Source organism: Anaeromonas frigoriresistens (assembly GCF_016820655.1).
Lineage (GTDB): Bacteria > Bacillota > Clostridia > Tissierellales > SIT17 > Anaeromonas > Anaeromonas frigoriresistens.
This window is the reverse complement of sequence record NZ_WSFT01000019.1, coordinates 109,258-130,284: the sequence shown is the minus strand read 5'-3', so window position 1 is coordinate 130,284 and position 21,027 is coordinate 109,258. Positions and strand designations below refer to the sequence as shown.

Annotated in this window: 21 protein-coding genes and 1 other annotated feature; of the genes, 15 read left to right on the top strand and 6 right to left on the bottom strand. The window is 30.5% G+C overall.

Going from position 1 to position 21,027, the window contains the following annotated elements:
- The 9 genes from GOQ27_RS04380 to yfcC all read left to right on the top strand — a co-directional run.
- A partial coding sequence (locus tag GOQ27_RS04380) for an LPXTG cell wall anchor domain-containing protein (protein WP_203365605.1) occupies positions 1–220 on the top strand: 220 nt, incomplete at its 5' end.
- Between the two features lie 61 nt (positions 221–281).
- Positions 282–956, top strand: coding sequence for a class D sortase (locus GOQ27_RS04375; protein ID WP_252187740.1), 675 nt, complete (start codon positions 282–284; stop codon positions 954–956).
- A 90-nt stretch (positions 957–1,046) separates the two neighbouring features.
- Complete coding sequence (locus tag GOQ27_RS04370; RefSeq protein ID WP_203365604.1) at positions 1,047–1,958, top strand: SMR family transporter; 912 nt, start codon at positions 1,047–1,049, stop codon at positions 1,956–1,958.
- An 88-nt stretch (positions 1,959–2,046) separates the two neighbouring features.
- The gene (locus tag GOQ27_RS04365; protein ID WP_203365603.1) at positions 2,047–2,769 is read left to right on the top strand and encodes an HAD family hydrolase; all 723 of its coding nucleotides are present in this window, start codon (positions 2,047–2,049) and stop codon (positions 2,767–2,769) included.
- Between the two features lie 61 nt (positions 2,770–2,830).
- Positions 2,831–3,047: a binding site (T-box leader), on the top strand.
- Positions 3,048–3,111: 64 nt separating this feature from the next.
- Positions 3,112–6,219 (top strand): isoleucine--tRNA ligase, encoded by a 3,108-nt coding sequence (gene ileS, locus GOQ27_RS04360; RefSeq protein WP_203365602.1) that lies wholly within the window; start codon positions 3,112–3,114, stop codon positions 6,217–6,219.
- A 103-nt stretch (positions 6,220–6,322) separates the two neighbouring features.
- Entirely contained in the window at positions 6,323–7,453 is a 1,131-nt protein-coding gene (locus GOQ27_RS04355) for a TMEM165/GDT1 family protein (RefSeq protein ID WP_203365601.1), read from the top strand.
- Between the two features lie 226 nt (positions 7,454–7,679).
- Positions 7,680–8,855, top strand: coding sequence for a beta-aspartyl-peptidase (gene iadA, locus GOQ27_RS04350; protein WP_203365600.1), 1,176 nt, complete (start codon positions 7,680–7,682; stop codon positions 8,853–8,855).
- Positions 8,856–8,947: 92 nt separating this feature from the next.
- Positions 8,948–10,999, top strand: coding sequence for a sigma 54-interacting transcriptional regulator (locus GOQ27_RS04345; protein ID WP_203365599.1), 2,052 nt, complete (start codon positions 8,948–8,950; stop codon positions 10,997–10,999).
- Positions 11,000–11,124: 125 nt separating this feature from the next.
- Positions 11,125–12,795: a putative basic amino acid antiporter YfcC gene (yfcC, locus tag GOQ27_RS04340; protein WP_203365598.1), complete on the top strand. Its 1,671-nt coding sequence runs from the start codon at positions 11,125–11,127 to the stop codon at positions 12,793–12,795.
- A gap of 51 nt (positions 12,796–12,846) precedes the next feature.
- Here yfcC and GOQ27_RS04335 read toward each other — a convergent pair whose 3' ends face one another.
- Positions 12,847–13,023: an aspartyl-phosphate phosphatase Spo0E family protein gene (locus GOQ27_RS04335; RefSeq protein ID WP_252187739.1), complete on the bottom strand. Its 177-nt coding sequence runs from the start codon at positions 13,021–13,023 to the stop codon at positions 12,847–12,849.
- 178 nt (positions 13,024–13,201) lie between these two features.
- Between GOQ27_RS04335 and GOQ27_RS04330 the strand changes: the two genes are divergently transcribed.
- Positions 13,202–13,438, top strand: coding sequence for a helix-turn-helix domain-containing protein (locus GOQ27_RS04330; RefSeq protein WP_203365597.1), 237 nt, complete (start codon positions 13,202–13,204; stop codon positions 13,436–13,438).
- Positions 13,439–13,538: 100 nt separating this feature from the next.
- Complete coding sequence (locus GOQ27_RS04325; protein WP_203365596.1) at positions 13,539–14,060, top strand: peroxiredoxin; 522 nt, start codon at positions 13,539–13,541, stop codon at positions 14,058–14,060.
- A gap of 84 nt (positions 14,061–14,144) precedes the next feature.
- On the opposite strand, the gene GOQ27_RS04320 is transcribed toward GOQ27_RS04325, so the two are convergent.
- Genes GOQ27_RS04320 through GOQ27_RS04300 form a run of 5 tightly spaced genes read right to left on the bottom strand, consistent with a single transcriptional unit; the run spans position 14,145 to position 18,054 of the window.
- On the bottom strand, positions 14,145–15,242 hold the full coding sequence (locus GOQ27_RS04320) for an NADH:ubiquinone reductase (Na(+)-transporting) subunit F (protein WP_203365595.1): 1,098 nt from the start codon (positions 15,240–15,242) through the stop codon (positions 14,145–14,147).
- Between the two features lie 14 nt (positions 15,243–15,256).
- The gene (locus GOQ27_RS04315) at positions 15,257–15,847 is read right to left on the bottom strand and encodes an NADH:ubiquinone reductase (Na(+)-transporting) subunit E (RefSeq protein ID WP_203365594.1); all 591 of its coding nucleotides are present in this window, start codon (positions 15,845–15,847) and stop codon (positions 15,257–15,259) included.
- Complete coding sequence (locus GOQ27_RS04310; protein WP_203365593.1) at positions 15,847–16,479, bottom strand: NADH:ubiquinone reductase (Na(+)-transporting) subunit D; 633 nt, start codon at positions 16,477–16,479, stop codon at positions 15,847–15,849. Before GOQ27_RS04310 ends, GOQ27_RS04315 begins: the two co-directional genes overlap by 1 nt.
- Positions 16,469–17,083 carry an RnfABCDGE type electron transport complex subunit G gene (locus GOQ27_RS04305; protein ID WP_203365592.1) on the bottom strand — a complete coding sequence of 205 codons (615 nt, stop codon included), beginning with the start codon at positions 17,081–17,083 and terminating at the stop codon, positions 16,469–16,471. Before GOQ27_RS04305 ends, GOQ27_RS04310 begins: the two co-directional genes overlap by 11 nt.
- Positions 17,080–18,054 (bottom strand): RnfABCDGE type electron transport complex subunit D, encoded by a 975-nt coding sequence (locus GOQ27_RS04300; protein ID WP_203365591.1) that lies wholly within the window; start codon positions 18,052–18,054, stop codon positions 17,080–17,082. The genes GOQ27_RS04305 and GOQ27_RS04300 overlap by 4 nt, the downstream gene beginning before the upstream one ends.
- A 318-nt stretch (positions 18,055–18,372) precedes the next feature.
- On the opposite strand from GOQ27_RS04300, the gene GOQ27_RS04295 reads away from it, so the two are divergent.
- The 4 genes from GOQ27_RS04295 to GOQ27_RS04285 all read left to right on the top strand — a co-directional run bounded on the left by GOQ27_RS04295 (position 18,373) and on the right by GOQ27_RS04285 (position 20,978).
- On the top strand, positions 18,373–19,353 hold the full coding sequence (locus tag GOQ27_RS04295; protein WP_207751260.1) for a hypothetical protein: 981 nt from the start codon (positions 18,373–18,375) through the stop codon (positions 19,351–19,353).
- A gap of 141 nt (positions 19,354–19,494) precedes the next feature.
- Positions 19,495–19,830: a transposase gene (locus GOQ27_RS16955; protein ID WP_207751259.1), complete on the top strand. Its 336-nt coding sequence runs from the start codon at positions 19,495–19,497 to the stop codon at positions 19,828–19,830.
- 251 nt (positions 19,831–20,081) lie between these two features.
- Positions 20,082–20,282, top strand: a complete 201-nt coding sequence (locus GOQ27_RS04290; protein ID WP_203365590.1) for a hypothetical protein — start codon at positions 20,082–20,084, stop codon at positions 20,280–20,282.
- Positions 20,283–20,360: 78 nt separating this feature from the next.
- The gene (locus GOQ27_RS04285; RefSeq protein WP_203365589.1) at positions 20,361–20,978 is read left to right on the top strand and encodes an NUDIX hydrolase; all 618 of its coding nucleotides are present in this window, start codon (positions 20,361–20,363) and stop codon (positions 20,976–20,978) included.
- The last annotated feature ends 49 nt before the right edge of the window (positions 20,979–21,027 follow it).

The window sequence follows — 21,027 nt, the reverse complement described above, 5'->3', positions numbered from 1 at the left end:
TAAAGTGATGAAGGATGGAGAATTAATAGCAGAAGATACAGGAACAATTAAGATAACTGTAACCGCAGTATTGGGAGAAATAGATGAACCAGAAAAAGAGGAAGAAGGTAAAGAAGATTCAGGGAAATTACCTCAAACTGGTGAGAAGGGACCTGGAATGTATTATGGATTAGGAACAATACTTTTAGGCCTAGGATTTTTTATAAGAAAGCTTAGATAAATTAAGATGATATCCGGGGGCTTAGCCCTCGGATATTGTTTTTTAAATAGAGGAGGTAAAAATGAAAAAACTATCAGTAATACTTATAATATCTGGAATAATACTTATATTATATCCTACATTAAATAGGGCGTATTATGATTATCAACAGGATAAAGTTTTACAAGAATGGCAGGAAAGTATGAATAATATAGACTCTAATGAAGAAGTCACATCTAATGAATCAGATAATACTACATTTCTTGACCCTACAAGAGCAGATGAGAAAGTAAGTAATGAGATGAAAAAAGAAATAATAAATAATGAAACAACTAAGAATGCAAAAAATCAAGAACAAAAGAAAACAAATAAATACCTACTTAAAATAGATAAGATAGATCTATATCTTCCTATATTAAATGGGGCTACTGATAGTAATTTAGATATTTCTTTATCTAGAATGAATCATACGGCAAAGCCTGGAGAGATAGGTAATTTTGCTGTAGCTGGGCATAGAAGTTATACCTATGGAAGACATTTCAATAGATTAGATGAAATGAAGGTAGGAAATAGAATAGATGTAATTACTCCTGATGGTAATTTTAAATATAAAGTTACTGAAACTTTTGTAGTTAAACCAGAAGAACTTTGGGTTTTAAAAGGAAATGACAAGGATAAACTTATTACTTTAGTTACTTGTACTCCGATAAGAACAGCGACTCACAGGCTGATTGTCAGAGGAAAATTAATTGAATAGCTAATAAAAAAGAGTAGGTCTAACTACTCTTTTTTAGAGAAATAGACTTTTTGTATGTTATAATTATCTAAAAAAGATGGGGGAATGAGTATGCAGTATTTATTACTTGCTATAATAAGTAGTTCTTTAATAGCAATTATATTTAAATTTAGCGAAACAAATAATCTAAATAGATATGCAGTAACCACTATGAATTATCTAACTGCTTTTAGTGTTAGTTTATTTTTATCAATAAAAGATGGAATTTTATTACCTTCTGGAGAGGGGAATTTTATAAAAGAATTTTCCAATGTGGTTTTAAAAAACAATGGATTATTTACTCCTTATTCTAGTTTTATATGGGCTACTATAATAGGGTGCTTAGCAGGATTATTCTTCTTTTTATCCTTCATATATTATCAAATAAGTGTAAGAGAAAATAACGTAGGATTAGCTGGAACATTTGGTAAGCTTGGTATCCTTGTTCCAATGAGTTTTTCTATTGTATTATGGAGAGAGTTTCCTACAGAGATTCAGTGGATAGGTATAATTCTATCTATTATTTCAATAATAATTGTTAATGTGTCTTTTAAAAAAAATTCAATTAAAGATATTCATATAAACTTAATACTTTTATTCTTCTTTGGTGGAATGGCAGAATTTTCAAATAAAATTTTTCAAAAATATGCTTTATCAGAATACAAAAGCTTATTCTTGTTTTTTGTGTTTTTCATAGCCTTTATCATTAGTCTAATGGTGACTATAAAAAGAAATAAACCAGTTGAGACCAGAGATATTATAACGGGTATATTAGTAGGAATACCAAATCTATTTTCCTCATTCTTCTTAATTATGGCATTGAATTATATGAAAACATCTGTAGTATTTCCTATATATAGTGCCGGTAGTATAGTTATAATAACATTGGCAGGTACATTATTTTTCAAAGAGAGACTAAAAAATAAAGAAATAATTGCAATAGTAATGACGATTGTAGCTTTAATACTAATAAATATACAGTAATATTAAATAGCAAATGAAAAAGTGGTATGTTTCACCTATCGCAATTATAGGTATATAATATATTAATAAGTTTAGAGGAGTGACGATAATGATTGGAGCCTTTTTTGATATAGATGGAACCCTGTACAGAAATTCTCTCATGATAGAGCATTTTAAAAAATTAATAAAATATGAAGTTATAGATGAACTTATTTGGCACAGCCATGTTAAACAAACTTTTGAAGAATGGGAAAGAAGATATGGAGATTTTGAAGATTATTTAGAAGAGTTAGCTGAAATATATGTTAAGGAATTGAAAGGTGTAAATAAATCCCATATAGAATTTATTGCACATCAAGTTATAAAAATAAATGGAGAAAAGGTATATAAATATGCTCGAGATAGAATAGAGTGGCATAAGGATCAAGGCCATAAAGTATTCTTTATATCAGGAAGTCCAGAATTTTTAGTGTCAAAGATGGCAGAAAAATATGGAGTAACTCAATTTAGAGGTAGTGAATATGTATTAGATGAAAATGATAATTTCACTGGTGATATAGTAAAAATGTGGGATTCATTTAATAAACAAAGAGCATTAGATCAATTTGTGGAAAAGTTCGAAATTGACTTAGAGAATAGTTATGCCTATGGAGATACTACTGGTGACTTATCAATGCTTAAGATGGTAGGTAATCCTATAGCTATAAATCCTAATAGAGCACTTTATGAAAGTATTAAAGCAGATAAAAATATATCTGATAAAGTCAAAATAATTATTGAAAGAAAGGATATGATATATAAGGTAGATTCATCTGTAGATATTTTGGAATAATTAGATGATTTTTTCTTGACAAACTTATATATTTTGATATATTATAAATCAAACTGTATAGTTAAATGCTAAGATAAGGACAGTAATATAAGGAATAATTTATAGAGAGATAATCCTAGGCTGAAAGATTATTAATGAATACTTATATGAAGATCACCTTTGAGCAGTATGCCTGAATTAGAAGTAAGGCATTACCGTAGAGATACGTTATATTAATGAAGAGATAGTATATATTATACTGTAATTTTGGGTGGTAACGCGGTTAAATCGTCCCTAAGCTAAGGCTTAGGGACTTTATTTTTATATAAAATAATTAATTGAAAATGAGAAAGGGTGAAAAGGATGAAAAAGTTCCAAGAATTATCAAATCAATCTGTAAAAGATACAGAGAAAGGAATCGCTGAATTTTGGGAAGAAATAGATATACTAGAAAAAAGCATTGAGAGTAGAGAAGGTAAAGAACCTTTTATTTTCTTTGAAGGTCCTCCTACAGCTAATGGTAGACCTGGAATACATCATGTATTATCAAGAACACTAAAAGATTCAGTATGTAGATTCAAAACTATGGAAGGGTTTCAAGTGAAAAGAAAAGCTGGATGGGATACTCACGGACTTCCCGTTGAAATAGAAGTTGAAAAAAAATTACAATTAAAAAATAAACAAGATATAGAGAAGTATGGAATGGACAAATTCAACAAACAATGTAGAGAGTCCGTTTTTCAATATGAGGGTTTATGGCAAGATATGACTAGAAGAATGGCTTATGCTATAGACTTAGATAATCCTTACATTACCTTAGATAATAACTATATTGAGTCAGTATGGTGGATATTAGACAAATTCCATAAAGAGGGAATGATCTATGAAGGACATAAAATACTACCTTATTGCACTAGATGTGGTACTGGATTAGCATCTCATGAGGTTGCTCAAGGATATGAGGAGATTAAAACGAATACTGTTGTAGTTAAATTTAAGAGAAAAGATATGGATGAATATTTCTTAGTATGGACTACAACTCCTTGGACATTAGCAGCCAATGTGGCCTTAACTGTAAATGCAGATGTTAATTATCTTAAAGTTAAATCTGAAGGTGAAGTATTATATGTGGCTGAAGATTTAGCAAAACAAGTATTTGGGGATCGAGAATATGAAGTAATAGAGAAACTTACAGGAAAAGATATGGAATATATGGAATATGAACAATTCATGCCTTTTGTTGAAGTTGATAAAAAATCATTCTTTATTACAACTGCAGATTATGTAACGACTTCAGATGGTACTGGTATAGTTCATACAGCTCCAGCCTTTGGTGAAGATGACTATAACACAGGAAGAAGATATGACTTGCCTGTAGTCCAACCTGTTAATGAAGATGGTAAATATACTACGACTCCATGGGAAGGCATGTTTGTAATGGATGCAGATATAGAAATTATAAAATGGATTCATGAGGAAGAAAAGTTATTTAAAAAACAGAAAATAGCTCATAATTATCCTCATTGTTGGAGATGTAAAACTCCTCTATTATATTATGCTAAACCAAGCTGGTATATAGAAATCACTAAACTTAAAGAGCAGTTAATTGAAAATAATAAAGGCGTAGAGTGGTATCCTGACTATGTAGGTGAGAAAAGATTTGGAAACTGGTTAGAAAATCTAAATGATTGGGCCATCTCTAGAAGTAGATATTGGGGAACTCCATTAAATCTTTGGAGATGTAATGACTGCGATCATACTGAAAGTGTAGGTTCTAGAAAAGAGTTAGCAGAAAAAGCTATAGAGAATATTGATGAATCTATAGAATTGCATAGACCGTATGTAGATGATATCCATATTAAATGTGAGAAATGTGGTTCAACAATGGAGAGAGTACCAGAGGTTATAGATGTATGGTTTGATAGTGGATCAATGCCTTTTGCTCAGCATCATTATCCTTTTGAAAATAAGGAGAATTTTGATGAATTATTCCCTGCAGACTATATTTGTGAAGGAATAGATCAGACGAGAGGATGGTTCTACTCATTACTAGCTATATCTACATTTGTTACTGGAAAATCCCCTTATAAAAGAGTTTTAGTTAATGATCTTCTTTTAGATAAAGAGGGTAAGAAGATGTCTAAGTCAAAGGGAAATACAGTTAGTCCTTTTGATATGTTTGATAAATATGGAGCAGATGCTCTAAGATGGTATCTATTATATGTATCACCAGCATGGACTCCAACAAAGTTTGATGAAGAAGGTCTTAAGGAAGTTCAAAGCAAATTCTTCTCTACAATTAAGAATGTATATAACTTCTTTACCTTATATGCAAATACAGATGGAATAGATCCAACTAAATTTAGTGTAAAATATGAAGATAGGCCAGAATTAGATAGATGGATACTTTCTAAATATAATAGTCTATTAAAAACAGTAAAAGAAAATATGGATAAATTCGACTTAACAAAAGTTGTAAGAGATATACAAGAATTTGCAAATGAGGATTTAAGTAACTGGTATATAAGACGTTCAAGAAGAAGATTTTGGGCTACTGAATTGACTGATGATAAAAAGGCAGTTTATAATACTACCTATGAAATATTAGTAGGTATAGCACAAATGGTAGCACCTTTTGCACCATATATAGCTGAAGAAATATATAAGAACTTAACTGATGAGGAATCTGTTCATATCAGCTATTACCCTAAAGCTGAAGATGCATTAATTAATAAAAATGTTGAAAAGAAAATGGACTTAGTAAGAGATTTAGTTAAGTTAGGTAGAGCATCAAGAGAGTCTGTTAGAATTAAAGTGCGTCAACCAATAGGTAAAGTAATAGTTGATGGTAAGTATGAAGAGTTAATCTCCGATTTAATTCCATTAATTAAAGAAGAGCTAAACGTGAAGGATGTTGTATTTGCTAAGGATCTTAAAGAATATATGGAATTTAACCTAAAGCCAAACTTCCCAGTGGCAGGACCTAAATTAGGAGCTAAGATTAAGTTGTTTACAAAAGCTCTTAACTCTCTAGATTCTTCTTTAGCTGTAAACAAGTTAGAGAATGGAGAAACTATTACTATAGATTTAGATGGCTCAGACTTTGAAGTTACAAAGGAATTCGTGGATATAAGGATAGAATCTAAGGAAGGATTTACTGTATCTATGGAAAATAATCTATTTGTAATATTAGATACTACTCTAACAGAGGATCTAATAAATGAAGGATATGCAAGAGAGTTCATATCTAAAGTACAGCAAATGAGAAAAAATAATGATTATGAAATGATGGATAATATAAAGATTTACTTCAATGGAAATGAAGAAATAAATAAAGCTATTGAAGAATTTAATGATTATATAAAATCTGAAACTCTTGCAGTAGAAGTTCACTCTGTAGAAGAAGAAGGATTGGAAATTCATAATTTAAATGGTCATGATACAGGAATAAGGTTAGAGAAAGTAGAATAATGTAAAGACCAGGTCAAAATAAATGACCTGGTCTTTCATTTGTTATTAATATATGAAGTAGGGTAAAATAAAAAAATAAGCAAGTAGAAGAAAGAGGGAGACAATGATATCAGAATATATTAAAGCATTTTTATTTATTTTTATGGCTGAAATGGGAGATAAAACTCAGATACTAGCTATGACCTTTGCTACCCAATACAGTGTAAGTAAGGTGTTGTTAGGAGTATTTATTGGATCTTTATTAAATCATGGGATAGCTATTGCATTAGGAGCTTATTTGGGTAATATGATTCCCTTAAATAATGTTCAAATAATAGCAGGTTTATTATTTATTCTTTTTGGAATATGGGGTCTTTGGGATATAGATGATGAAGAAGATGAGGGTATAAAAAAAGGTTTGGGGCCTATATTAACTGTCTCATTAGCTTTTTTTATTGGTGAATTAGGAGATAAAACTCAACTTACTGCAATGACATTAGCCACAGAAGCAAGTTTTCCAAGTCTAATACTTCTTGGAACAGTTACTGGAATGATAATAACTAGTGGATTTGGTATATTTATAGGAAGAAAACTGGGGGAAAAAATCCCAGAGTTATGGATAAAATTATCTTCATCTCTTGTGTTTATTTTCTTTGGTACATTAAAACTCTTTCAGACCTTACCACAGACATACTTAACACCAATAAATATTGGAATATTCTTTATAGGATTATTATCCCTAATATTTGTATTGTCAAGAAGGTTGGTGGCTAGTTCAAGATTGGCCACATCATCATATAAAGAAGTAGCCATTACTCTTTATAATCAAACCCATAAGGTAAAGGAAGCTATAGATGATATATGTCTTGGGGAAAATCACTGTGGTATGTGTACAGGCACTGGATGTTTAATTGGCTTTATAAGAAGAGCATTAAAACAGGCATTAGAAAATGAAAAGTATATTTTAGATAATGAGTGGCATACTTTACCAAAACAAGGAGATAAGAATTTTGATCAAAATAAAGTAATAGCAGCTATGGGGATGATGCTAGCTTATTATAGAGAACATGGTATAGATAAAAATCAAAATCATGTGATAAATAAAGCTAGAAAAGCTATGGAAAAAATACTATTTAAAAATGAAATTTCTTTTAATGGAGAACTAGAAAATTACCTTATAAATGTACAAAAGGAAGATAGGAAAATATATAAAAAAATAATAATAGCAGAGGAAAATATAAAAAATATAGATTAAAGATTTTAAGGGCATAATAAATTTATTAACTACTTCACTAAAATAGGGGTATAATTAATATAGTGGTGATTAATTTAGACCATAAAAATACTAAACAACACCAAATAACACCAAACACAAACTGAAAATATACTTATGAACAGAATCTTAGGGATTTGTAATACAAAATTATGGCATAAAAGATGCATATAATTGTAATAGATTGTTTATGAAAGGAGTTTTTACTATGTTAAAATTAATAAAAAATGGAGAAGTATATAATCCAAAATACTTAGGAAAGAAAGATATATTAATTACAGGAGATAAGATTGGATATATATCTGATAATATCGAAGTTCCAAAGGATTTTGTAGATATGGAAGTAATTGATGCAACAAACAAATTAGTAGTTCCTGGATTTATTGATTCTCATGTTCATATCTGTGGTGGTGGAGGAGAAGGAAGCTTTAAAACCAGAACTCCCGAAATACAATTAACAGATATAACTACAGGAGGGGTTACTACGGTAGTAGGTGTACTAGGAACGGATGGTACTACTAGAACCATGTCTAACTTAATAGCAAAAGCAAGAGGATTAGAAGAAGAAGGAGTAACATGTTTTGTACATACTGGATCATATCAAATTCCAGTTAGAACAGTAACGGGAAATATCCAAGACGATATAATATTGATAGATAAAATTATTGGAACAGGAGAAATATCATTAGCAGATCATAGATCTTCTCAGCCTACAGCAGCGGAGTTAGCAAGACTGACAGCGGAAGCAAGAGTTGGGGGAATACTTTCAGGGAAAGCTGGTATGGTGAATGCTCATATGGGAGATAGCAAAGACACTACTAAACTAATATTAGAAGTAGTTGAAAAATATGATATACCAATTACCCAATTTTTACCCACTCACATGAATAGAAACCCTTATCTTTTTGAGGATGCAATAAAATATGCAAAAAAAGGTGGATATGTTGACTTTACTACAAGTACTACAGAGAAATTTCTAGAAGAAGGAGAGGTAAAATGTGGTGAAGCACTAAAAAGAATGATAGATAATGGAGTGTCTAATAAAAACATAACCTTTACTTCAGATGGCCAAGGAAGTCTTCCAGATTTTGATGAAGATGGAGTATATATAGGTTTGCAAGTAGGTCAAGTAAGATCTTTATATGAAGCTGTCCAAGAGGCTATTAAAGATGTAGGGGTATCTATAGAGGATTCTCTAAGAGTTATAACCTCTAATCCAGCAGATATATTAAAATTAAATTCCAAAGGATACTTAAAGGAAGAAAAAGATGCAGATGTAGTTCTTTTAGATAAAGACTCCTTAGATATAGATACAGTGATAGCTATGGGTAAGGTAATGATTAAAAATAAAGAAATAAAAGTAAAAGGTACATTTGAGAACTAAAGTATGAATAAAAATAGTATAATATATTAAAGCCTGTACTAACAAAGTATAGGCTTTTGTTATAACTAAATAATTATGGGGAGGAAGATAAAATGCTAAAGAAAAATATATCTTTAATAGCAGGGGGCACCCATACAAAAGAAACATTACATAAACAACTACAGGAGTATCTAGAAGATGTGGCACAAATTAAAAGTTATGCTATAGATGAGGGAATAAAGGATGTTATAACAGACGACTTAATAATAATATCAAGTGACACAGCTAAAGAAGAAATATTTGAAATGGAAAAAATAGATAAAAACTGTGAAATAATTGTAGCTAATAGAACTATAAGTCACTATCATATCGATGAAATCGTTTTATTACCTCAAAATACAGAGGTTCTATTTGTAAATGACGTTAAACAGACAGCACAAGAAGGTATAAAAGCCCTTGAAAAGCTAGGGATAGATTATATAAAATACATTCCCTATTATCCAGGATGTAATGAGTTAATAAATAATATAGAAGTAGCTATCACTCCAGGAGAAGTAGATAAAGTTCCTATAGGTATTAAGCAAATCTATGATATAGGGCCTAGAATCATGGATTTTACTACTATAACTAAAATACTTAATAAACTAGATATCATAGATCAAAAAGCAGGACAATTTTCTCAGAAATTTTTAAAAAAAATTATAAATGTAGCAAAGCGTTTAGCTATATCTAGTAATGAAATATCTGATTTGAATGAACATCTCAACTTGGTTATTGATGGACTAAACGATGGTTTGTTAGTGTATGATAAAGAAGGATATATTAGTGTGTTTAATGAAAACCTTAAAAAGATGCTGAATAGAGGATATAATAAAGTAGCAGGAAAACTATTGAAGAATGTAATATATAATAAAAACCTTCTAACTTTTCTTATGGATAATACTGTTGAAAAAGGAGAAGTTTTTAATATAAACGATAAAGAGATGATGGTTCATAAGATACAATTACCAAAAAGTGATTCAACTATAGTAACATTTAAGAATATAAATGAAGTTATTGAAAATGACAAATTAGGTAAAGAATTAGTTACTAAAGGCTTTTATGGCAAGTATACCTTTGAGGATATAGTAGGTGAAAGCGAAAAGATTAGTCACTTAAAATATATTTCCAAAAAATTATCTAGAACTGAAATTACTATTTTAATAGAAGGAGAAAGTGGAACGGGGAAAGAGTTATTAGCTAGTGCAATACATAATGAATCAAAACGAAAAAAAGGACCTTTTCTAGCAGTAAATTTTAGTGCATTACCCGATGAATTAATAGAAAGTGAGTTATTTGGATATGAGGAAGGCGCATTTACTGGAGCTAAAAAAGGTGGGAAAGCTGGATTATTTGAACAAGCTAATGAAGGAACCATATTCTTAGATGAAATAGGAGATATATCAGCAAAAGTCCAAGCTAGGTTATTAAGAGTTCTTCAAGAGAGGGAAGTAATGAGGATTGGCGGTACAGATATTAAATCTATAGATGTAAGGGTTATTGCTGCAACTAATAGAGATTTAACCAATTTAGTAAATAATAGAGAATTTAGAAAAGATCTATATTATAGACTTAAAATGGGCTATATCAAAATTCCTCCCTTAAGAGAAAGAAAAGAAGATATTATTGATTTGATGAATTATTTTATCAAGACAGAAACAAGAGAAGATATAAAGATATCAAAGGAAGTTATTGAAATGCTATTAAAATATAATTGGTATGGAAATATTAGAGAATTAAAAAACATACTAAGTTATATGATGGCGGTTAGAGAAGGTAACCAGATAACCTTAAGAGACATTCCAGATGAAAGCTTTTTCCAAGAGAGAGAGATAGATTTAGAACAAAAAGATATAAATGAAGATATAGACTTGAGTGATGAACAACTATATATATTAGAAAAAATATATCAATTAAATAAGTATAATAAGGTAGTAGGAAGAACTAGATTATCAGAGGAAACTTTGGGGACAGACTATGAGCTTACTAAATATCAAATGAGAAATAGGTTAGATGAATTGGAGAGAATGGGCTTTATATTAAAAAAACGAGGTAAACATGGAACTATCTTAACATCTAAAGGAAAGAAGTATTTAATGGTTATAATGGGTGAAAAGATGGTTTAATGGCAACCAAATAAAAACCATAACAGATAAAAATATTCTAAATATTATTAATTTTCCCTCTTTTATTATTGGCATAGCTTTTGCAAATATATAATAATGAATAAAAATTAAAAGGGGGAAGTTAAATGTCAACTAAATCTAAAGAATTTAACAAGCCAAGAGCTTGGCAGATGCCTGATACTTATGTAATCATTTTCTGCGTAGTATTAGTTGCAGCACTACTAACATATCTTATACCTGTTGGAAGTTTTGATGTAAATTACAAGGTTGTTAACACAGATAACAGAGCAATTGAAGTGGATGGAGATGGCAATTTCGAAGCTGGAGGAAAGAATTTTGCAATTCAAGGAAATGAAGTGTTTGATTCTGGTGGAGAAGTACTACTAACTGTAGAAGATGAAGCTGTTGAGTACAGAGATGAAAATGACAATCTTATGTTCATTGCTATGAAAGAGTATGGAGATTATCAACCGGCATTAAATGAAGATGGAGAGAAAATCAAAGAAGGAATCCCTCTTTTTAAAGGTGGAGGAGAGTTAGGAGTTCTAAACTATGTATTTGAAGGATTAGTAAGCGGTAGTAAATGGGGATCTGCTGTAGGAGTAGTAGCATTTATATTAATCATAGGTGGAGCTTTTGGAATTATCTTAAGAACTGGAGCAATTGAGGCTGGTCTATTAAAGATGATAGATAAGACTAAGGGTATGGAAATAGCAATAATACCGGTAATATTCATTCTCTTTGCTGTAGGAGGAGCAGTTTTTGGAATGGGAGAAGAGGCTATTGCCTTTGCCATGATAATTGTACCTTTAGTAATAGGTCTCGGGTATGATGCTATTACAGGAATTATGATTACTTATGTAGCTACTCAGATAGGATTTGCAACTTCCTGGATGAATCCTTTTAGTGTTCAAATAGCTCAAGGGGTTGCTGGAGTTAGAGTAGGTTCAGGAATGGGCTTTAGAGTCTTTATGTTTATATTCTTTACTACAATGGGAGTATTATATACCCTTTGGTATGCTAGAAGAATAAAGAAGGATCCAACTAGATCTATATCCTATCATTCTGATGCATACTTTAGGGATGATTTTAAAGAAAATGCAGCGTTAAATGTAAAATTTGGTATAGGACATATTTTAGTATTATTAACAATATTAGCTGGAATAGTATGGTTAGTATGGGGAGTGATGGCTCATGCATGGTATATTCCAGAGATTGCATCTCAATTCTTTGTAATGGGTTTAGTTGCAGGAATTATTGGAGTAATATTTAAATTAGATGGAATGAGAATTAACGATATAGCTTCATCCTTTAGAAATGGAGCTAAGGATTTATTAGGTGCCGCACTAGTTGTAGGTATGGCTAAAGGTATTGTATTAGTATTAGGAGGAGCAGCAGCAACAGAAGCTTCAGTACTAAATACAATATTAAATGGAATGGGAAATGCAATAGATGGACTAGGAACAGCTGCATCAGCATGGGTAATGTTTTTATTCCAATCAGTATTCAACTTTTTTGTAGTATCTGGATCCGGTCAAGCAGCTCTTACGATGCCACTTATGGCACCATTAGCTGAACTTGTGGGAGTGACAAAGCAAGTAGCAGTATTGGCATTCCAGTTAGGTGATGGATTTACTAACTTAATAGTTCCGACCTCAGCAAGTTTAATGGGTGTATTAGGAGTAGCAAGACTTGATTGGAGTAAATGGGCTAAGTTCCAAATTAAATTCCAAGGAGTATTATTTGTGTTTGGTTCAGTATTTGTAATAATAGCAGTATTAATGGGATATAGATAAAATAAAAAAGTCGCATCGTCTAGACGATGCGACTTTTTTATTTTATGTAATTTAATGTACTTTATCTGATTTCTTATTCATTTCAACTTGGCATACAATTATAAGCTTGTCCAATTCTTGGCTTAAATTTATGATATCTGAACTAGTAAGGTCATTTGAACTCTCAATTAAATTATTAAGATTATCTCTCTTATCATCCATTTTTAAAAATGTACTTTTATTATACATAATTATCCCCCTTTGTTCATTTGATTTCAACTTTCTATAATATAATTATATAACTATAGATTGATTTTTTCAAGTTATAGTTTGAAATAAATTAAATATAGTTTAATAAAATCAAACTATACATTGAATGTCGAATTGTGTATAATAATAATAGAGAGAATTTTAGGAGCGTAGTTATATGATTAAATCTAAGTTGAGATTGATAATGGCACAGAAGGGGATAAAAAATGTCTCTGATGTAGGAGATATCTGTAAAGTATCAAATCCTACAATAACAAAATTGAATAATGATCGAAAATTAGAATCGCTTAGTTTAGAGACTATATTAAAGATTTGTGCTGGGTTAAATTGTACAATCGAGGAATTAATAGAAGTCGACTATGAAAAAATTAGTGATTTATTAGACGAGAATTAAAAATAAATGAAAAATATTATCAATTAGATGTTTAATAATATTTTTTTGGGGAATAAATAATACTGTCGAAATTTTTATAACTGAAGGAGGAATTTAATAAATGGAAAGATTAGTAGGAAAAACTGCACCAGATTTTAAAATGGCAACAGTAGAAGGTAACGGAGAAAACTTTGGTGAAGTATCATTAAATGATTATAAGGGTAAATGGTTAGTAATGTTCTTTTACCCATTAGATTTTACATTTGTATGTCCAACAGAAATAACAGCATACAGTAAGAGATATGAAGATTTTAAAGCAGAGGGAGCAGAAGTATTAGGAGCAAGTACTGATAGTGAGCATTCTCATAAAGCTTGGATAAATAGCGATTTAGGAAAACTTAATTTTCCATTAGCTGCAGATAAAACTATGAAAGTAGCAAGAGACTATGGGATACTAGTAGAAGAAGATGGAGTAGCTTTAAGAGGATTATTCATTATAGATCCTGAAGGTGTAGTAAGATATTCAGTTGTTCATGATTTAAATGTAGGTCGTAGCGTAGATGAAACACTTCGTGTACTTAAAGCTCTTAAAACTGGTGGATTATGCCCAATAGATTGGGATGAAGGAGAAGAATTATTATAATAGAATAGATATTATAACCCCTTGGTTTAAACCAAGGGGTTAATTTTTTGAGAAAATTAATTTAATAAAGTTTTATTCTACATTTTATTCGAATTTATCATAGAATATTAATTCTTCTTGCATTCCTTTTTCCTTTAATAGTTCAACAGTAGAATCTATCATTCTAGGACTTCCACACAGATAAGCTTCTTTATTTTCACCACTTTCCATATATTTCTCTATAGCATCGGTAACTCTACCTATTTCACCAGTCCAGTTATCATCTTCTTTAGCTCTGGACAAGGATGGAATAAACTTAAAATTAGGAAGTTTCTTTTCTATTTCTTGTAGTTCTTCTACAAAGAATAAATCTTCTAAATATCTAGCTCCAAAGTAGAATGTAGCTTTTCTATTTATATTATTTTCTACCATATGATAAAGAATTGAGAGTATAGGAGCCATTCCTGTACCTATAGCTACCATCACCATTTCTCTATCAGTATCTTGATAGAAGAAATCACCATAAGGTCCATTGAATAGTACTTCTTCATCTTCCTCTAAATGATGGTGAACATAAGTTGTTGCTATCCCTTCTTCTACATATCCGATAATAAGCTCTAATTGATCTCTCTTAGATGGTGATGAAGCTATTGAGTATGCTCTATAAACTTCTTCATCATTACCTTTATACTCAGGAGCTCTTAATTGGACATATTGACCAGCTTTAAAATCAATTTCTCCTTCTTTTAGATCGAAAGTTAGATGCTTTATAGTAGGGGTTAGATCTACTATTTTTGAAACTTTACCTTCATATTCCTGTACGTTAAATAATTCTTCTGGAATTTCTATTTTGAAATCATTTTTTACCTTTACTTGACAAGAGAGTCTAACATTTTCTTTTTTATCCTCTGGTGTAAGGTAACCTAGCTCTGTAGGAAGTATTGGGCCTGCTCCTTCATTTACCTTTACTTTACAATAGCCACAACTACCTTTACCTCCACAAGCAGAAGGGATAAAGATTTTCTCATCTATTAGAGCAGAAAGTAAAGTAGTACCACCATCTACTACATGGTCCTCATCATCATTAATATTAATAATTACTTCTCCATAATTTCCTATAGTGTTTTTTGCTAGGGTAAGAAGGAATGCTAGGATCCCTGTAATGCCTGAAATTGCCCCTACAGTAATAATAATTGTACCCATAATATTCCTCCTAACTATTGAATTTGTACTATTCCTGAAAAACCAACGAAAGCAAGGGCCATTAATCCAGTGATTATTATTGTTATTCCTGGTCCCTCTAATCCTTTAGGAACTTTTGCATATTTAAGTCTTTTTCTGATTCCTGCTAATGCTACTATAGCTAATGTCCAACCTATTCCTGAACCTAAACCAAATAATAATGAAACAATCATATTATAATCACGAATTACCATAAATAATGAAACACCTAATATAGCACAGTTAACTGTGATTAGTGGTAAGAAGATTCCCAAAGCATAATAAAGATTAGGAAGGTATCTTTCTACTATCATTTCAACTAATTGTACAAAAGCTGCAATACTTATAATGAATATTATAAATCTTAAATATTCTAATCCTAATGGAACTAAAACATAATGATAAATAAAATAGTTTAGTACTGTAGTAAAAGTAAGTACAAATGTAACTGCCTGCCCTAATCCTAGAGAGGTTTTTATTTCTCCTGATACTGCAATAAATGAGCACATACCTAAGAAATTAGTTAAAATCATATTATTAGTAAATATTGATGCAAAAAATACAACAAATGGGTTCAAACCTTCCATTAGCTAATCGCCTCCCCTTTCATAGATTCCTCTTCAGTGCCGGGTAATAAACTTCTTGCTACCCATATAACTATACCAAGCATGAAGAATGCTCCTGGCGCCATAACCATAATGGTCCATTTAGTAAACCATTCACCTAACACTTGATATCCGAATAAACTACCAAATCCTAATAGTTCTCTGAAGAATGCTATGACTAAAAGGATTATAGCATATCCTGTTCCTGATGCTATACCATCCATAAAAGCATATAATGGTTTATTATTCTGAGCATAGGATTCACAACGACCCATAATAATGCAGTTGGTTATAATAAGTCCTACATAAGGGCCTAGAGCCTTACTCATAGAAGGATAATATGCCTTTAATACTATATCTACTATTATTACAAATGAAGATATTATAAGCACTTGAACCATCATCCTGATATGTTTTGGAGTATGTTTCCTTAATAGAGACACTGTAAGCTCTGAGAAGGAAGTAACAAATATAAGTCCTATCCCCATAACTAATGAATTAAGCATTAAATTTGTTACAGCTAGAGCAGAGCATATACCTAATATTTGTCTATATATAGGGTTATCTTTCCATATTCCCAACGTAAATATTTTTTTTAGTTTTTTATTGCCCATTATTTAAACCCTCCTTCATCAGTTGTCTGAATTCCTCTATATCTTTATTAAGCATATTTTTTACTGATTTAGAAGTTAGAGTTGCCCCTGTTATTGCATCCACATTACCACTTGCAGCTGGTCTATATTCAATATAGTCTCCTTCATTATTTTCGGTTAAATCAATGCCCCTAAATTGTTCTTTAAACCATTCTTCACTTATACGGCCACCTAATCCAGGAGTTTCACTATGTGATACGAAATCTATCCCAAGTAAGGTGTTTAAATCATTAGATACTGCTGCATAACCTCTTACCGTACCCCATAGAGCATTTCCTTCTACAGGGAAGGCATAGCCTAATGTATCACCATTCTCTTTTGCTTTATAAATTGTTATATCATTTACTTTTTCTGCTTCAATCTTTTCTTTATATAGATTTTCTATTTCTTTATCATCTTCTTGATAGTCTATATCAAAAATGTACAAGAGTGTTTTCCATTCTTCAATTTGAGCATTATATGCTATTACATCTTTAGTAGAATAATTTAATAATGATAATACTAAAGTAAAGAATGCAGTTATTAATACCATAAAAATTATTGGGTAACTAAAGGATTTTTTCATGCTGTCACCTTCTTTTTCTTGGCTTTTTTACTTTTCTTATAATATCTTACTCCTTCGTCAATAATAGGGGCGAAAGTATTACCAACTAATATTGCGAACATTATACCACCAGCAAATAATGCATAACCTCTTATGATAACTGTTATAACACCGATGAGAATACCATATATCCATTTTCCTTCTTTAGTTTTAGGTGATGATATAGGGTCGGTTGCCATAAATACTGCTCCAAATAATAAACCACCAGCTAATACTCCGAATATAGGATTTGGTATAGCTGTAAATCCAAAGAGTCTTAATATTAAACTTAAACCTATAAATCCAGAAAGTACTCCAGCCATGGTCTGCCATGCTGCAGTTTTAGTATAAATAAGATAAATTCCTGCTAATATGATTAGAATAGCACTGGTTTCACCCATAGATCCTGATATTCGACCGAATAATAAATCTGTATATGAAGATAATTCTCCAGTTTCTCTGAATCTTAACATTGGAGTTGCTGTAGAAATAGTATCTACTCCTTTAGTCATATATTGGGTAAATCCACCAAGGAAAGATGTTGTTGCATGAGACCATTCAATAGTTAATGGTTGAGGAAAGGATACATATACAAAAGCTCTAGCTACTAGAGCAGGATTGAAAACGTTTTTACCAAATCCCCCAAAAACTTCTTTTCCAAATATTACCCCAAATATAATTCCTAATACCCCGACCCAATAAGGTGTGCTTGGTGGTAGAGTTAATGTAAAGAGAATAGCTGTAACTACCACAGCTTCGGATACTTTACCTTTACCATATTTCTTTTCGAAGATATACTCTGTTACACCACCCCATAGAGTAATCCAAGTCATTAAAAATAATGATCTCCATCCAAAGAAATAAATAGATGCAAGAATTATTGGAATTAATGAATAGATAACCTTTCGCATCATTTTCTGTTGCATAAAATATTGATTGATATTAAAGGACATTTTGACACCCCCATAAGTTTATTTTATATAGTATGTAGTCCTGTTATAGATTATATATTCCCGAAAATAAGGCTAGAAAACAAAAATTTAATAATATTTAAAATATTATTAAATTTTTGTTTCTAGTAATTTCTTATGGATGGTTAATGGATTATTATAGTGGTATATATGAATTAAAGATATATAAGGAGGTTGAAACTGCTTCAATAAAAGATACTAAATAGTATAAATATATAAAATAATACTAGAATAATTGATTGAGAACATTAGTTCTGTTTGATATAATTTTACTATAAGAATAATTGAAGCAGAGGGAAGGTGAAAGCAATTAAAATAACAGTTAAAGGTTTATTAATTAATACATTAGACGTGTATCTAGATGAAATAAATGAATTGATGACTGTGTTTTCATCAGCTAAAAGATTTGCATTTAAAAGACTTGTTGAAAACAAGATTAAAAAAGGCGAACTTGAAAAATTAATATCTCACAAATATGGAATAAATATTCGTCAAAGTAAAGACGCTGTTGAGTCTGCAAGACAGATGATTGCTTCACAAAAAGCTTTGGTTAAGGACTATTATGAGAATTACTCCAAAAAGGTTAAAGGCATAGAAAGACAATTAGAAAAAGCTAAATCAAAGAAAAAGATTTATGGGTTAACCAAGAAACTTGACAAAAGAAAAGAGAAACTAAAATTCTACAAAGAACACTTAGATAACAATACTATACCTAAGATTATTTTTGGAGGCAGAAAAAACTTCGTTAGAAGATGTAAAGGACTCATATCTAATGAAGAATGGAAAGACTTAAGGGACAATAATTATTACTCAAGGGGAGATAAAACTAAAAAGGGTAATCCAAATTTAAGAATAGTGATTAAAAATAACATGACCTTTTTAGAGATTTCTACCCTTAGAAAAACAAACTCTAATAGAGCTGTAAAAATCCAAGTACCTTTATATTTACCTCAAAAGCTTTCTAAAAAGACAGGAAAAGTTAATGGCAGAAATTATAGACATATGGTGTTAGATTACCTACTAACTGGAGAAGCCTATCAAGTAGAGTTAATAAAAAAGAACAATAAAATCTACTGCCATATAACTATAGATGAAAGTAAAATCAGCGATTATAAAGAAGAATTTAATATTTATAACGGAGTTATTGGAATAGATACTAATCCAGATGGATTGGCTTTAACAAAGCTTGATAAGGATGGAAATTACAAGTGGTCGGTCTATTTAAAGGAATCAGAACTTTTGTATGCACGAACCAACAGAAGAGAAAATATTTGTGGTTAACTAGTAAGAGATGTAATTAATATAGCAAAATCTGAACATTGTGCTATAGCATTTGAAGATTTAAAGTTCAAAAATGATAAAGATGTAAAATCTAAATTTTCAAGAATTAAACATCAATTTATTTATAATAAACTCTTATTAATGTTGGAAGCAAAATCTATCAGAGAAAATGTTCAGTATTTTAAAGTAAAACCACAATTCACCAGTAAGATTGGACTCTATAAATATTGCCATCAATACGGATTAGATGTTCATAATGGAGCTGCTTTAGTTATAGCTCGTAGAGCATTTGGATTTAATGAAAAAGTTTCTAAAGTACTAAAAGATAAGTTATTAAAGATAAGTGAATTAGAAAAGTTTCATAAACAAACTAACTGGAAACAGTGGTCTATAATAAATAAAAAAATTAAAAAGAAAGGTGGTGAATATCCTGGTTTGTGGCTAAAACACAGGAAATTGTTTCTTAATATAGTATAAATCATTAACTTAGTTAATGATTTTAATATAAGAATATATCTTGCTAAAGGACACCTAGAAGGAAAAGCTTTTAGCAACTTTAGATATAGATTAGGCAGAAGTAACACTTCTAGCTCTGTTGTACTTAATTACTATATGTGATTAAGGCTTACCTTAAGTATACGGAGTTTATAGTCAAGTGACTATACCTTAGTAGTTGAATCCTGTGATGCTACCACTTTTATTAAAGTGAAAAATCATAATAAATAGTAATGAATGATACTATTTGTTTTGATTTTAGAAACCAGGGAAAAGATATGCAAGAGAATAAAGATGTTGAGAGAAGAGAGGTAGAAGAAAAAAGAAATTCTAGCAGGGTACAGGCTACATTCATCAAATATTTTGCATACATACTTATATTTTTTGGATTTTTATACTTTTTAGTAAGATATGTATTCCCAATGCTTAGATAAATAAAATTAGTATAATAATAAGACGAGGGATAGACTATCCCTCGTCTTATTATGTTAAAATATATTTGGGGTGATGATATGAAAAGTTTAAATAATATAATTAATTTAATAAAAAATAGAGAAGCAAAACCATTAGGTATTCATGCAGATTTCTCAGTACTTATTCCCCTGATATATAGAGAGGGAGAATTACACATATTATATGAAGTGAGAGCTCACCATCTTAGCACTCAGCCGGGGGAAATATCCTTCCCTGGGGGTAGGGTAGAAATGGGAGAAACTTTCTTAGAGGCAGCTATAAGAGAAACAATGGAAGAATTAAATATAGAAAGAGAAAATATTGAAATAATAAATCAAACGGACTATATAGTGATGCCCTTTAATATTGGCATATATCCTTTCTTAGGAATAATAAAGGGCATAGAATTTGAAAATATACGATTTAGTATAGACGAAGTATCAGAGATTTTTACTGTACCATTGAAATACTTTTTAGAAAATGAGCCAGAAGAACATAATATGGCAATAGAACCTCAAGTGGGAGAAGATTTTCCTTATCATTTAATAAATAATGGGAAAGCATATGATTGGAGAACAGGAATTTATCCTGTATACTTCTATAATTATAGAGATTATATAATATGGGGTATGACTGCTAGGATAACTAAAAACTTTATAGATATAATAGATAAATAATCATTTAGATTCTATCCCTGACCTTCATAAAAGAAGATTAGGGATTTTT